The 13,230-nt window shown below is 66.2% G+C and carries 12 protein-coding genes; 6 read left to right on the forward strand and 6 right to left on the reverse strand.

Annotation, left to right across the window (positions count from 1 at the left end):
• Window positions 1-54: 54 nt before the first annotated feature.
• Window positions 55-1,593: an ABC transporter substrate-binding protein gene (locus tag AC1DGP_RS03495; protein ID WP_441504677.1), complete on the reverse strand. Its 1,539-nt coding sequence runs from the start codon at window positions 1,591-1,593 to the stop codon at window positions 55-57.
• Window positions 1,594-1,625: 32 nt separating this feature from the next.
• A complete protein-coding gene (locus AC1DGP_RS03500; protein WP_441504678.1) occupies window positions 1,626-2,663 on the reverse strand; it encodes a succinylglutamate desuccinylase/aspartoacylase family protein in 1,038 nt (345 codons plus the stop codon).
• 99 nt (window positions 2,664-2,762) lie between these two features.
• Between AC1DGP_RS03500 and AC1DGP_RS03505 the strand changes: the two genes are divergently transcribed.
• The 3 genes from AC1DGP_RS03505 (at window position 2,763) to AC1DGP_RS03515 (ending at window position 6,680) form a co-directional block, all read left to right on the forward strand.
• On the forward strand, window positions 2,763-3,509 hold the full coding sequence (locus AC1DGP_RS03505; protein WP_441504679.1) for a GntR family transcriptional regulator: 747 nt from the start codon (window positions 2,763-2,765) through the stop codon (window positions 3,507-3,509).
• Window positions 3,510-3,532: 23 nt separating this feature from the next.
• Window positions 3,533-4,705, forward strand: a complete 1,173-nt coding sequence (locus AC1DGP_RS03510) for a mandelate racemase/muconate lactonizing enzyme family protein (protein ID WP_441504680.1) — start codon at window positions 3,533-3,535, stop codon at window positions 4,703-4,705.
• 370 nt (window positions 4,706-5,075) lie between these two features.
• Window positions 5,076-6,680 (forward strand): ABC-F family ATP-binding cassette domain-containing protein, encoded by a 1,605-nt coding sequence (locus AC1DGP_RS03515; protein WP_476775758.1) that lies wholly within the window; start codon window positions 5,076-5,078, stop codon window positions 6,678-6,680.
• 187 nt (window positions 6,681-6,867) lie between these two features.
• Here AC1DGP_RS03515 and AC1DGP_RS03520 read toward each other — a convergent pair whose 3' ends face one another.
• On the reverse strand, window positions 6,868-7,671 hold the full coding sequence (locus AC1DGP_RS03520; protein WP_441504682.1) for a lipid II flippase Amj family protein: 804 nt from the start codon (window positions 7,669-7,671) through the stop codon (window positions 6,868-6,870).
• A gap of 120 nt (window positions 7,672-7,791) precedes the next feature.
• Window positions 7,792-8,316, reverse strand: a complete 525-nt coding sequence (locus AC1DGP_RS03525; protein ID WP_476831719.1) for a hypothetical protein — start codon at window positions 8,314-8,316, stop codon at window positions 7,792-7,794.
• Window positions 8,317-8,556: 240 nt separating this feature from the next.
• Here AC1DGP_RS03525 and AC1DGP_RS03530 point away from each other — a divergent pair, with 240 nt between their 5' ends.
• The gene (locus AC1DGP_RS03530; protein WP_441504684.1) at window positions 8,557-8,754 is read left to right on the forward strand and encodes a hypothetical protein; all 198 of its coding nucleotides are present in this window, start codon (window positions 8,557-8,559) and stop codon (window positions 8,752-8,754) included.
• A 184-nt stretch (window positions 8,755-8,938) separates the two neighbouring features.
• Here AC1DGP_RS03530 and AC1DGP_RS03535 read toward each other — a convergent pair whose 3' ends face one another.
• Entirely contained in the window at window positions 8,939-9,832 is an 894-nt protein-coding gene (locus AC1DGP_RS03535; RefSeq protein WP_441504685.1) for a LysR family transcriptional regulator, read from the reverse strand.
• A gap of 113 nt (window positions 9,833-9,945) precedes the next feature.
• Between AC1DGP_RS03535 and AC1DGP_RS03540 the strand changes: the two genes are divergently transcribed.
• Window positions 9,946-10,686 (forward strand): SDR family oxidoreductase, encoded by a 741-nt coding sequence (locus tag AC1DGP_RS03540; RefSeq protein WP_441504686.1) that lies wholly within the window; start codon window positions 9,946-9,948, stop codon window positions 10,684-10,686.
• Window positions 10,687-10,753: 67 nt separating this feature from the next.
• The gene (locus AC1DGP_RS03545; protein WP_441504687.1) at window positions 10,754-11,665 is read left to right on the forward strand and encodes an SDR family oxidoreductase; all 912 of its coding nucleotides are present in this window, start codon (window positions 10,754-10,756) and stop codon (window positions 11,663-11,665) included.
• Window positions 11,666-11,729: 64 nt separating this feature from the next.
• Here AC1DGP_RS03545 and AC1DGP_RS03550 read toward each other — a convergent pair whose 3' ends face one another.
• Window positions 11,730-13,145: an aldehyde dehydrogenase family protein gene (locus AC1DGP_RS03550; protein ID WP_441504688.1), complete on the reverse strand. Its 1,416-nt coding sequence runs from the start codon at window positions 13,143-13,145 to the stop codon at window positions 11,730-11,732.
• Between the last annotated feature and the right edge of the window lie 85 nt (window positions 13,146-13,230).

Here is a 13,230-nt window from a genome sequence, read left to right on the forward strand (position 1 = left end):
GCATATAGCGGGCCGATCTGCGGGCGCGCTGTCTGACGCGCCCGCAGGCTGGCGTCAGCGCTCGAGCCAGACACCCCACATGCGCGGGATGCGGTAGGGCTTGAAGTTCTTCAGCTTGGCAGTGCTGATCTGGAAGACGCCGTAATTGCCGGCCTTCATGGCGACCGCGTTGTCGTACATATGGGTCTGGAAGCGGTCGAACAGCGCCTTGCGCTTCGCCTCGTCCATCTCGCTGCCGAGCGACGCCGCCAGCTCGTCGATGACGGGGTCCTTGGCCTGCTGCGAGAGACCGTTGACCCAGGGCGCCATGACGGAGGCCGGCCCTTCGAAGGGCTCGATGCCGAAGCCGTGGGTCCAGAAGGTCCAGCCCTGCGGGGTGAAGCCGATCTTCGAGACCGTCGGCCAGTCGGCGATCGAGATATCGACATTGATGCCGATCTCCTTCAGCCGTTCCTGCAGCACGGTTGCGGTGTCGACATTGGCCCGCAGGTTGTCGACGATGAAGGTGGTCTTGCCGCCCTTGTAGGAGGATTTTGCCAGGAGCGCCTTGGCCTCAGCCAGATCGGCCTTGTTGTACTTGGCGCTGCCGGCCGTGCTGTAGAACGGCGCGCCGGGATAGAGCCAGCTCGGGTCGATCTGGTTGATGTCGGAATAGGCGATGCTCATGATGTCGTCCATGTTCAACGCGGCCTGGACGGCGAGCCGGAAATTCTTGTCGTTGCCCGGCGCCTCGGCATGGTTGAACTTGATCACCTGCAGGCCGAAGGGCACCACCTTGTGGATCGCGAAGCGCGGATCGCTGCCGAGGCGCTTGGCGGTCGGCCCATCCGCGGTTTCGTTGAACTGGATCTGACCGGATTCGAGCGCTGCGGTGCGAGCGCCGCCCTCCGGCATGAAGCGGAAGGTCACGGTGTCGAGGAAGGCTTCCTTCTTGCCGGCAAAACCATCGCGGCCCGTACCGTTGGGATTGGGCACATAGCCGTCGAAGCGCGCGAGCTTCACATGGCTGTCGGGCTTGTACTCCACGAATTTATAGGGGCCGGTGCCGATGATCTCGATCTTGCCGGCCTCTTTCGCGGCTTCGCTCGCCGGATAGATCGCCAGCGGCGCCCGCGGCGAGGACAGGTTGTCGAGGAATGTCGCCTGCACCTGCTTCAGCGTGATGGTGACTTCATGCGGGCCGGTCGCCTTGATGCTGTCGATGGCCGAAACCAGGGCCAGCGAGGCGCCGATCTTGCGGTAGCGTTCGAGCGAGGCGACGACGTCATTGGCGTCGAGCTCCTTGCCGTTATGGAACTTCACGCCCTTGCGGATCGGGAAGACATAGGTCTTGCCGTCGGGCGAGATGGTGACGCCCTCGGCCAGCTCCGGCACCGGCTTGGCGTTCTCGTCGCGGGCATAGAGCGTCTCGAAGATATGCAGGGTGACATTGCGCGAGGCCTGCGCCGAGGTGATCTGCGCATCGAGCGAAGGCGGCGCCTGGCTGATGCCGATGACGACGTCCCCGCCCTTCTGCTGGGCGGAGGCTCCGGCCTGCATCGACAGGAGCATGGTTGCTGCAAGCGCGTGGCCGAGAATGCTGTGCTTTTTCATGCCTGATCTCCCCTTTTTGATTATTCAGGACGTCACTGGGCAGCGCGGGTCTCGTCGTAATCCTCCATCACCACGGCCACGGCGTCGCCACGCTGGACGCGGCCCGGACCGGCCGACATCCACAGGACGCCGTCGAGCTGGTAGCGAATTTCGATCGGTGGCCGGTCGACATCCTCGACGAAATGCAGCAGCCCGGCGAGTTCGCCGGCCCGACAGATGTCACCGACGACATTCTTCGGCTCGAACAGCCCGCCCGATGGCGCAAAGCTGTACCCGGCTGCGTTGCGGACCATCATGTGGCGGGTGCCTTGCGCCCCATCGCGCTGGCGCGTATCGGGGCTGCCCTCCATCAGCTTGAAATGCTTGAGAATGTTGAGCAGCGCACGGTCGGCGATGCGCACGCCCTCGACATTGACGCGCCCCCAGCCGCCGAGCTCGGTGCCGAGCGAGAGGATGCCCCGGCGCTCGACCGAGGATGTCAGCGTCGCGCCCTCGTCGACGCCCCAGAACACGACATTATAGGGCGCACCGAAGGCCGCGGCCGCCGCCATGGTGCGCTCCCGGAGCCCGGCATCGGCGACGTAATGCATGTTCGTCGACAGAGCTGAATCGCCGGAATGGCCGGCCGTGTGAAGGTCGACGGAGATATCGACATGCGGCAGCAGCACCGCATCGACGAAATGCGCCAGCATCTCCGAGAAGGTCCCGCGCGGATTGCCGGGGAAGCAGCGGTTCATGTCGCGGTTATCGACCGGCGACAGCCGCGTGTCGTTCATCACGGCCGGGATGTTCAGCGCCGGTATCATGATGACGCGCCCCTGGATCGCGCCAGCATCCAGGCTGCGCGCGAGCCGGGAGATGGCGATCGGACCCTCATACTCGTCGCCATGGACGCCGCCTGTAAACAGCACGGTCGGCCCAGTGCCGTTGCGCACGGAGATGATCGGGATCTCGACCGTGCCCCAGCCGGAGGTGTTTCGCGAGAGCGGCGCCTTCAGGTAGCCGGCCTGGCGGCCTGGCGCATCCAGATCGATTTCGCAGCGAATGCGGCTCTCGGCAACGGTGACCATCCCTACCCCCTCCTTGCTCTTGTGATCGTATGATCGTATACGATTCTACGATTAGTCAAGTGAGGCCGCCGCAGGGCGAGGCAAGTGCAGCAGACGAAGATGCAGCAGACAAAAACCAATGCGAGGGCGGAGGCGCCAAGGCCGGTATCGCGCGGCACGGGCTGGCTGCCGCTGCAGCCGCAGACCCTGGTCGACCAGGCGATCGAGGCCATCATCGCCGGCGCGGCCGCCGGCCTGATCCTGCCCGGGGACCGGATCGTCGAGGCCGAACTCGCCCGCAAGCTCGGCGTCAGCCGCGTGCCGGTGCGCGAGGCGCTGCGGCTGCTGGAGAGCCAGGGCGTCGTCGTCAACGAGCCCTACAAGGGCATCCGGCTGCGCCCGGTGACGAATGGAAGGGTTGCCGACCTCATCGAAACCCGCATCGCGCTCGAAGCCAGCGCGATGGGGCGGGCGACCGCGGCCGGGCGCAATCGCGGCCACCATCTCGACCCGCTGCGCAAGGCGGTTGCGGAAATGGAGCTGATGGCGGCCCGCCACGATGCCTATGGCGTCGCCGCGGCCGACACGCTGTTCCACCGCGCGCTCTGCGAACTCGGCGGCAACAGCGTGACGCTCGATCTCTGGGAGACGCTGTCGCGGCAATTCACCATCATTTTCGGCCTGGCGACCTTCGGCAAACCGATGCTCGGTGTCGTCGAGGAGCACCAGGATCTGCTCGTGGTGTTCGAGGCCGGCGACATCGCGGCGATCCGCGCCGCGCTGGACGAGCACATCACCGTGATGAACCAGGCCATGGATTACGAAGCCATCATTGCCCGCCGCCGCGCAGAAAGGGACGAAGCGTGACTGTTTCCCAGACGAGCCTAGCCATGACGACCCAGCGCCCTACCAGCCTGCCCCCCTTCAAGATCACCCGGATCGAGGCCGCCCCGCTCTTCGGTGAGAGCCCCAAGGGCGGCTGGTCGGCGGAGATCCGGCCCGACGACTCGATCCATGCCCTGATCGCGGTCCATACCGACCAGGGGCTGATCGGCTATGGCAGCTCGTTCACGGATGGGCGGCTGGTGCAGGCCGGGCTCAAGGTGCTCGAGCCGCTGTACCTCGGCGAGGACGCGCTCTCCCCCGATCATCTCAGCGAACGGCTGCACCAGAACACGTTCTGGATGGGACGCGGCGGTACGCTCACCCATACGATCAGCGGCATCGACATCGCGCTCTGGGACATTCTCGGCCAGGCGACCGGGCTCAGCGTCGGGCGGCTGCTCGGCGGCAGCTATCGCCGCCGCGTGCAACCCTATTGCTCGCTGCTGATGGAAGAGCCGGCGGCGATGCGCGAGGTGATCGCGACCTATCGCGACAAGGGCTTCACCGCCTTCAAGATCGGCTGGGGTCCGTTCGGCCGGGCGCTGGACACCAGGCTCGACGAAGCGATCGTGCGAGCGGCGCGGGAGGCGGCCGGCGACAAGGCAAAACTCTTCGTCGATGCCGGCGCGAGCGATGCGCTCTGGCCGCATGGCTTCAAATGGGCCAAGCGCACCGCGGAAATGCTGGCGGATTTCGATGTCGGCTGGTTCGAGGAGCCGGTGCGGCCCGACGCGATCGAGGAGTATCGCGAGCTGCGGCTATGTTCGCCGGTGCCGATCGCCGGCTGCGAGGTGCTGACGCGGCGCCAGGCCTTCCTGCCCTGGCTGGCGCGCGGCGCCGTCGATATCGTCCAGCCCGACGTCACCAAGGTCGGGGGCTTGTCGGAGCAGCGCCGCATCGCCTGGATGGCCGACGATTTCGGCGTGAAATATATCGGCCATGGCTGGAACACGGCGCTCGGCCTCGCAGCCGACCTGCAGATGGCCGCCGCGTTCCCGAGCGCGGATCTGGTCGAGTTCATTGGCGGCAGCCCCTATGTCGACGGCATCCTCGCCGAGCCCTTCGTGCTCGACGGCGAGGGCTGGCTGACGATCCCCGACCGGCCGGGCCTCGGCGTCAGCATCGACCAGGACAAGCTCGCCCGCTACACGCCGAACCCCGGACTGCTCTTCGCCTGAGCCAGACTTTGGGGCCGCGCGGGCAAGGCACCGACATGCGAAGCCCCGCCGGATCGTGCGAAACGGCGGGGCCGATGCAAGCGCGACACAAGAGCTGGGGGGCTGAAGATGTGCCGCGCTGGGAGAAACATACACTCAGCAAGCTGACATTTAGCTGACAGCCCCCTGTCCTGTTCGCCCAGCTCCGGCTGTGCCAAAAGCGCGACCGTCCAGACCCGGCGTGCAATGCAAAGCCTCCGTACGACGCTTGATCCGGAGGGATCACGGAGCTAGATAACGCCCGTTATCAGTTCCCACAGGATGTCTGCAGCCATGGATTTCACCCCGACCGCAAAGCCAGTCCGCCTTGCCCCCGGGGAGATCCGTATTCATGCCTGCCTCCATCATCCTGTCCCATCTGACGCTGTCGGCACCTGACGGCCGCTCTCTCCTCTCTGACCTCGACCTGAGTTTCGGGCCGGAACGCGTCGGCCTCGTCGGCCGTAACGGCATCGGAAAGACCTCGCTTCTCCGGTTGATCTCTGGCGAACTCTCCCCCCAGTCGGGGCGCGTTTTTGTGAGCGGAACGCTCGGCGTCCTGCGCCAGGCCGTCCAGATCAATCCCGACGAAACGATCGCGGGGCTGTTTGGAGCGACTGAGGCGCTGGCGCTCCTGCACCGTGCCGCGGCCGGCGAAGCCACCATCGACGAACTCGGGAAAGCCGACTGGACGCTTGAGGCGCGCCTGTCGGCCGCCCTCGCCCAGGTTGGGCTTGAAGTGCAACCGCAGGCGCGACTGACTGCCCTCTCCGGCGGGCAGCGCACGCGGGCCAGCCTCGCTGCGCTTATCTTCGCGGAACCCGATTTCCTCCTGCTGGACGAACCCACGAACAATCTCGACCGGGAAGGCCGGAGCGCCGTGATCGATCTCCTCGCCAACTGGCGCTCTGGTGCCATCGTCGTGAGCCATGATCGCGAACTGCTCGAGACCATGGATGCCATCGTCGAGCTGACCTCTCTCGGCGCGACGCGCTATGGCGGCAATTGGAGCGCCTATCGCGAGCGCAAGGCGCTCGAGCTCGCCGCCGCGCAGCACGATCTCGCGGACGCCGACAAACATCTCGCCGAATTGGCCCGCGAGGCCCAGGCGGCAACCGAACGCAAGGCCCGCAAGGACGGGGCCGGCCGCAGGACAGGTGCGAAGGGCGGCATGCCACGGATCGCCCTGGGCCTGCTGAAGGATCGCAGCGAAGACAGCGGAGGCGGCAATGCCCGCCTCACCGAGGACAGACGCTCGCAGGCCTTGGCGGCCGCGACTGCCGCACGCGAGCGCATCGAGATTCTGCAGCCGCTCTCTGTAACCCTGCCCTCGACAGGGCTGCCGGCGAACAGAACCGTGCTGACGATCGATCGCGTCAGCGCAGGCCATGAGCGGGAGCGGCCGATTCTCCGCGACCTCTCCCTGACGGTGACCGGCCCGGAGCGCCTGGCCGTCACCGGCCCCAATGGCTCGGGAAAGACGACCTTGCTTGCGTTGATCGCCGGACAGTTGCGGCCCTGGGCGGGGAGCGTCCGCGTCCTGACCGGTTTCGCCATGCTCGACCAGCGCGTCAGCCTGCTCGATCCAGCGCTCTCGATCAGGGACAATTTCCTTCGGATCAATCCGCAGGCCGACGAAAATGCCTGCCGGGCCGCGCTCGCCCGCTTCATGTTCAGGGCCGATGCCGCGCTTCAGCGCGTCTTGTCCCTCAGCGGTGGACAGATGCTGCGTGCCGGCCTCGCCTGCGTTCTCGGCGGAAAGACCCCTCCTCCGCTGCTCCTGCTCGACGAGCCGACGAACCATCTGGACATCGACTCGATCGAGGCTGTGGAGGCCGGGCTGCGCGCCTATGACGGCGCGCTCGTCGTCGTCAGCCACGACGAAGCACTCCTGGAGGCGTCGCAAATCTCCCGGCGGCTGGAACTGCCGTCGGGGAGAGCGACCACACTGTCTTAGCGAGCGGAAGCAAGGTGACCGGCGCCGCATCGGAGCATGTGCGAGGAGGAGATCGTCGCGGCGGGCGGCGAAGCCTGTCTCGCATGATGGCCGATGCAGCCGTCAGGCCGCCGCTGCTGGCGAGGGTCGGCGGGCAGCACTCGATCAGTCAGCTTGCCCCCCACTGTTGGAGCTCAGGCAACGGGCGCTAGATTGCCTTGGCGACCCAGACGATCAACTGCGCAGCAGGCACCAGAATGGCCTGAGCAGCGATGGTTCCCGCCAAACGCCCGGCAATCATCCAGACCACGACCTTTCGGAAGAAGCCGTCATCCGAGGTTCCGCTGACGGTGTCGTCCGTAAGGGCCGCAAGATAGGGATCGATCAGGATGAACATCATGATCGTCGCGACGCCGTTGATCACTGAGGACAGCGTGCTCGCAGTCACGCGCAAGTCCGGATCGATCGTTCCGGCATAGATCGCCGCCAGCACGCCAACGGTCCAAAGCGCACTGGCTACGAAATTCATCAGGATGACCGACACGGGAACATCTGTCGGGAGCTTGAGAAGATAGAGATTCTGGTAGCTCGGGATCTTGGCCGATGTCCCGAGGAGGGAAACGCCGCGTGGCGTCAGAGAGCGCGCCAACAGGCGCGGCATCGAACGATTTCGTTTGAAGCTCGACACCGCGATCGTCGAGTAGCGTTGAAAGGTCGGGATCAGCAGGCCACCGATCAAGGTGGCGGCCGAGGCACTGGCGATGATCAGCGCGAAATCGAAATGAAGATCATGGAGTATGGGACTCTTGATGGCGTTCTCGACACGCTTGGCCAGGAATGGCCCCTGAAATGAATTTGAAGTCCGCGAGATCAGGACGAGAACGTTGAAGAGGGAGAACGCGATGGCGATGTGGCCGGTGCGGATGCCCGCAATCCTGAAGGCATAGGCGAGCGTGCCGATCAGGTGGATCACGAAGGTCAGCCCAATGATGAGCGCCAACTGAAAATCCATGGTTCCCTCCCCAGGCGGCCGTGATCCCTGTCCCGGGCCCAGCGCTATCATGCCGACCGAGCCTCAGCCATGACCCCGGCTTTGCCTCTCCTTTCAGAGGACGGCCGCCTCGAGGCGGCGTCACGGAGGCGATGTCGTTTCGTCGAAGCGGCTCCAGCCTGCCCGCTCATATTCGCCGCGGCGCGCCTTCGCATCGATCGGACCGGCTCCATCCAGGATCTTCTCGATGACCGCGGCATGGGAATCGGAGGTGCGGACCGAGACCACCGTGCTGCCGCGCCGGATCGTTTCCGCGTAGAAATGGGCCTCGTCCTCGCTCAGTCCGGCGCCGGTCAGCGCCCCGATCAGGCTTCCGGCTGCGACGCCGGCCGTGGTGCCGACGGCCAATGTGCCGAGCAGCCACCCGGCCGCCAGAACCGGCCCGATACCAGGCAGGGGAAGTGCTGCCACCCCGGCCAGAAGGCCCGCGCCCGCGCCGACAGCGCCGCCGAGCTCGGCTCCCCGGGAGGCATCTTTGCTGATGGTCGCTGTGGGGGAGCGAATGATGCTGATGTCATCTGGCGGCAGGCCTGCTGCTTCCAGTCTCGTGATGGCAGTCTCGGCATCGGCAGGGTCGTCGAATGAGCGGATGATCGTGCGTGTCATCAGATCCGTCCTCGCTTGATGCGCCTTGGACTGAACCAAGATTGCGCCGGCTGGTTCCCGGCAGGCGCCTTGGCCCCGTTCAATCGGAACGCCGTCCTGAGCCGAAGGTTCGCGCGGAGGGCCCAGACATGTCTGGCGGCGTTCTTGCTGGGCATGTGGTGCGGGCGTGAGGTGTTCCGGAATGGAACACCTCGGGGCCGTGAAGACAGCCCAATGGGCACCAGAAATGAGGATCACACCATGCCGGATATGCCTCGCCTGGTCGAAAACCCCTCCCTGTTTCAGCGGCTTGGCCTTGAGCCCGAGCCAGCCCGAGCCGGTGTCAATATGGCACAATTGCTGGCCATACTCGAAGACATGTGCCGCATTCAGAAACAGCACGGCATCCGGCTGATGCTTCTCGAGCGCCAGTTGCGCACGCTTCGGCACAGGGCCTGAAACGGTTCTGAGCCCGACTGCGGCCGCCGGGCCCAACGCACAGGAGCTCCCCACCGCCATGAACGGGGCAGCGCCTGGTGCCTGCGCTTCGGCGGTGGCAGCCGATGCTGCTGTTTGAGAATCATAGGCTCGGTTTCGGGCGCGCCACGCCCCCGTCACCATACCAACAAGCGGCCTCCCCGCCCTACATGGTGCGGGACCGGAACTGTTCCGCCATCCAGTCGATGACGACGCGCACGCGCGGCGAAAGCTGGCGCGTATGCGAATAGAGGACATGGACGGGCAACGGGGTCGGAGGATAGTCCGCCAGGATCTCGACGAGCGCGCCGCTGGCCAGTTCGGGTGCGACGCGGTAGCGCGGGACCTGAATGATCCCGAGGCCGAGGCAGGCGCAGGCGACATTCGTCTCGGGGCCGGTCACGGTCACCACGGAAGGCGGGGTGATCTGCCGTTCCCGGTCGCGCTCGGTGAAAACCAGCGGACTGACGCTCGCCGCATCGGGAGCGAACAGGCCAATGATGCGATGATGCTCCAGATCGTCCGGCGTCCGCGGCTCGCCGAAGCGTTCGAGATAGGAGGGGCTCGCGAAGGTGCCGCGGCCGAGCTCCGCGAGCTTGCGCCGGATCAGGGGACTGTCGACGAGCGGGCCCGCCCGCAGGATGCAGTCGAACCCTTCGCGGACGAGGTCGAGAGCCTGATGCGCCTCGCCGATATGCAGGCGAATGCCGGGATAGGTCTCCAGAAAGCGGCCCAGCCCCGGCAGCAGGAAATGCCGGGCCTGCGTGCCATGGACATCGATCCGCACCAGGCCGCTCGGCTTGGCACCGGCAAAAGCGCCTTCCGCATCTTCGAGATCGGCGATCAGCGCCAGGCAGCGCCGGTAGTAGGCCTCGCCGTCGAGCGTCGGGCTGACCTGTCGGGTCGTCCGCTGCAGCAGGCGCACGCCCAGCCTCGCCTCCAGCCCCTTGACCGCATCGGTCACCGATGAGCGCGGCAGGCCGAGATCCTCGGCGGCCTGCGTGAAGCTGCGGCGCTCCACGATCCGGGTGAAGACCCGCATGGCATCGAAGCGGTCCATTATTCGCCTGTTCGAATAGTGATGCCGGATAATGGCTGATTATCCCGCGCAAGGGAACGTCCATTCTCCCCTCACAGCCGCCGGACACCGGCAGTGAGCCAAGGAGAAAGACCATGACGAACCCGAGCAGCAAGGTCGCGATCGTGACGGGCGCCTCAGGCGGCATCGGCGCTGCGGTTGCCGAGCGTCTCGCCAAGGACGGCTTCACCGTGGTGGTGAACTATGCCGGCAATGCCGCGTCGGCCGAGGCGCTCGTCGCCCGGATCGAGGCCGCGGGCGGTCGCGCCGTCGCCGCCCAGGCCGACATCACGAATGTCGAGGCGGTGCGTCGCATGTTCGACAGCGCCGAGGCCGCCTTCGGCGGCGTCGATGTGCTGATCAACAATGCCGGCATCATGACCCTGGCGAATATCGCAGACAGTGACGACGCCCTGTTCGAGCGCCAGATCGCGGTCAATCTGAAAGGCACCTTCAACACCCTGCGCGAAGCCGCCCGGAGGCTGCGCGATGGCGGCCGGATCGTCAATTTCTCGTCCAGCGTCGTCGGCCTGCTGCAGCCGGGCTACGGCGTCTATGCCGCGACCAAGGCTGCGGTCGAGGCGATGACGAGCGTCCTCGCCAAGGAGTTGCGCGGGCGGAACATCACCGTCAACGCGATCGCGCCCGGCCCGACAGCGACCAAGCTCTTCCTCGACGGCAAGCCGCAGGAGGTGATCGACCGCCTCGCGAAGCTCGCCCCGCTCGAACGCCTCGGCCAGCCCAAAGACATCGCGGATGCCGTCGCGTTCCTGGCAGGGCCGGACGGCGCCTGGATCAACGGCCAGACGCTGCGAGCCAATGGCGGGATCATCTGATCCGGCACGCCCGGGATTTCCCCGGGACCGCTGCACTTCATCTCACGCTCAGCAAGGGACCAGCGTCATGCCCAGCCCGTCCAGCCAAGTCATCCTCGTCACCGGCGCCTCCTCGGGCTTCGGCCTGATGACCGCCAAGGCCCTCGCGCGGGCCGGCCACATCGTCTACGCCTCGATGCGCGAGACGGAAGGCCGCAACGCACCGCAGGTCGCGGCTGCGGCGCAATGGGCGAGCGCGGAAGGCGTCGATCTGCGCACGGTCGAACTCGACGTCCAGTCGGACCCGTCCGCGGAGGCCGGTGTCGCCCGGATCATCAGTGAAGCCGGCCGGCTCGACGTCATCGTCCACAATGCCGGCCACATGGTCTTCGGGCCGGCGGAGGCTTTCACCCCCGACCAGTTCATCCAGCAATATGACGTGAACGTGCTCGGCGCGCAGCGCGTCAACCGCGCGGCCCTTCCCCGGCTGAGAGCCCAGGGCAAGGGCCTGCTGGTCTGGGTCGGCTCAAGCTCGACGCGTGGCGGCACGCCACCATTCCTCGCACCCTATTTCGCCGCCAAGGCAGCGATGGATGCGCTGGCGGTCTCCTACTCCACCGAGCTCGCGCTCTGGGGCATCGAGACCACCTTCATGGTGCCCGGCGCCTTCACCAAAGGCACCAACCACTTCGCCCATTCCGGCAAGCCTGCCGACGAGGCACGCGCGGCGGAATATGCGTCAGGCCCCTATGCCGGCATCGCCGACAAGGCGCTCAAGGGCCTCGCCGGTCTGGAACCCGCCGATGCCGACCCGGACGAGGTCGCCCGCGCGATCGTCCGGGTCGTCGACGCGCCTTTCGGGAAACGCCCGTTCCGCGTCCATGTCGACCCGTCGCAGGACGGCGCGGAGATCGTCAACGGCGTCGCCGACCGCATGCGCCGCGAGATCTACCGCACTATCGGCCTGGAAAACCTGCTCCATCCCGCGATCAACGCCTGAACCGCGTGCGGGTGGAGGCAGGGGCCCGCCGTTCAGCCGGGCCCCGGATACTAGCCTGCCCCGATCAGCCCATCACCGCCTTGGGTTCGAGATAGGCCTCGAGCCCGAACACGCCGTTCTCGCGCCCGATACCGGATTGCTTGAAGCCGCCGAACGGCGCCATCGGCTCCATGGGAGCGCCGTTGATGACGACGCGCCCGGCGACCAGCTGGTCCGCCACGGCCTGCGCGCGAGCGGGATCGGAACCGGCGACATAGGCGTGGAGGCCGTAATCGGTGTCGTTTGCGATCGCGATCGCGTCAGACTCGGTGCCATAGGGGATGATCGACAGGACCGGCCCAAAGATCTCGTCGCGCGCGATGGTCATGTCGTTGCGGACATCGGTGAAGACGGTCGGCCGCACGAACCAGCCATCCTTCGTCTCTTCTGGCCGTCCTTCGCCTCCGATTAGGAGCGTCGCCCCTTCCTCGCTTCCCTTGCGAATATAGGACTGGACGCGGTCCCATTGCCGTTGGCTGACCATCGGGCCGATCGCCGTTTCCGGATCGCGCGGGGCGCCCGACCTGACCTCCGCCACGGCCGCCTTGATCGCCGCCTCGAACTCCGCGAGCCTCGCCCGCGGCACCAGGATACGGGTGCCGGCGATGCAGGCCTGGCCGCTGTTCATGAAGCCGGCCATCAATGCGAAGGGCACGGCTTCAGCGAAATCGGCATCGTCGAGAATGACCATAGGCGATTTTCCACCAAGTTCGAGCGTCACGCGCTTCATCGTTTCGGCCCCGGCACGCAGGATTGCGCGGCCGGTCGCGGTCGATCCCGTGAACGAGACCTTGGCGATATCGCGATGTGCGCTGATCTCTGCCCCAACGACCTCGCCGCGACCGGTGACGATGTTGAACACACCGGCGGGAACACCGGCCTCGTGCAGGGCCTCGGTCACGATCTGGGTCTGGATCGCACTCATCTCGCTGGGCTTGATCACGGCCGTCGAGCCCGAGGCGATCACCATCGCGAGCTTGTTGCAGATGAAGCCGGCATTGGCGTTCCAGGGCGTGATCAGCCCGACGACGCCGAGCGGCTCCATCGTCACCTTCGCCGAGCCGATCCGGCGGGTGAACTCATAGGTCTCCAGCGTCTGCGCCGCGAGCCGGAAACCGCCGACCGCATAGTCCGACATCCACTCCGCCCGGGATATGGGCGCCCCATATTCCTCGATCACGGCCTCGGTCAGCTCGGCACTGCGCGCCTGCACCGCGTCGGCCAACCGATTGAGCAAGGCGATGCGCTCCTGCCTCGAGCTGCGTGAAAACGCGGGAAAGGCGCGCTTGGCGGCTGCGATCGCGGCGCGGGTGTCGATCTCGTCGCCGAGCTGGACCTGGCCGATCACGCGGCCGGTCGCCGGGTTGTGGAGGTCGAAGAGTTCCGTTCCGTGCGGCGTGACGAACGCCCCGTCGATATAGATCGTGTCGATGGTCTTCATGGCTGGCCTCCGGTGCCTCGGGTTTGATGAAGCCGAGATAGGCCGCTCGGATCGATTGGATAATCAGGATAAAGCGGCATGAAGT

The sequence above is a fragment of the Allobosea sp. 05T433 genome (assembly GCF_056396065.1).

What these genes read in the sequence shown, in the direction of transcription:
- AC1DGP_RS03535 (WP_441504685.1), bottom strand. Translation starts at nt 9,832, where the DNA reads ATGGACCGCTTCGATGCCATGCGGGTCTTCACCCGGATCGTGGAGCGC.
- AC1DGP_RS03550 (WP_441504688.1), bottom strand. Translation starts at nt 13,145, where the DNA reads ATGAAGACCATCGACACGATCTATATCGACGGGGCGTTCGTCACGCCG.
- AC1DGP_RS03510 (WP_441504680.1), top strand. Translation starts at nt 3,533, where the DNA reads ATGACGACCCAGCGCCCTACCAGCCTGCCCCCCTTCAAGATCACCCGG.
- AC1DGP_RS03545 (WP_441504687.1), top strand. Translation starts at nt 10,754, where the DNA reads ATGCCCAGCCCGTCCAGCCAAGTCATCCTCGTCACCGGCGCCTCCTCG.
- AC1DGP_RS03495 (WP_441504677.1), bottom strand. Translation starts at nt 1,593, where the DNA reads ATGAAAAAGCACAGCATTCTCGGCCACGCGCTTGCAGCAACCATGCTC.
- AC1DGP_RS03515 (WP_476775758.1), top strand. Translation starts at nt 5,076, where the DNA reads ATGCCTGCCTCCATCATCCTGTCCCATCTGACGCTGTCGGCACCTGAC.
- AC1DGP_RS03530 (WP_441504684.1), top strand. Translation starts at nt 8,557, where the DNA reads ATGCCGGATATGCCTCGCCTGGTCGAAAACCCCTCCCTGTTTCAGCGG.
- AC1DGP_RS03505 (WP_441504679.1), top strand. Translation starts at nt 2,763, where the DNA reads ATGCAGCAGACAAAAACCAATGCGAGGGCGGAGGCGCCAAGGCCGGTA.
- AC1DGP_RS03500 (WP_441504678.1), bottom strand. Translation starts at nt 2,663, where the DNA reads ATGGTCACCGTTGCCGAGAGCCGCATTCGCTGCGAAATCGATCTGGAT.
- AC1DGP_RS03540 (WP_441504686.1), top strand. Translation starts at nt 9,946, where the DNA reads ATGACGAACCCGAGCAGCAAGGTCGCGATCGTGACGGGCGCCTCAGGC.
- AC1DGP_RS03525 (WP_476831719.1), bottom strand. Translation starts at nt 8,316, where the DNA reads ATGACACGCACGATCATCCGCTCATTCGACGACCCTGCCGATGCCGAG.
- AC1DGP_RS03520 (WP_441504682.1), bottom strand. Translation starts at nt 7,671, where the DNA reads ATGGATTTTCAGTTGGCGCTCATCATTGGGCTGACCTTCGTGATCCAC.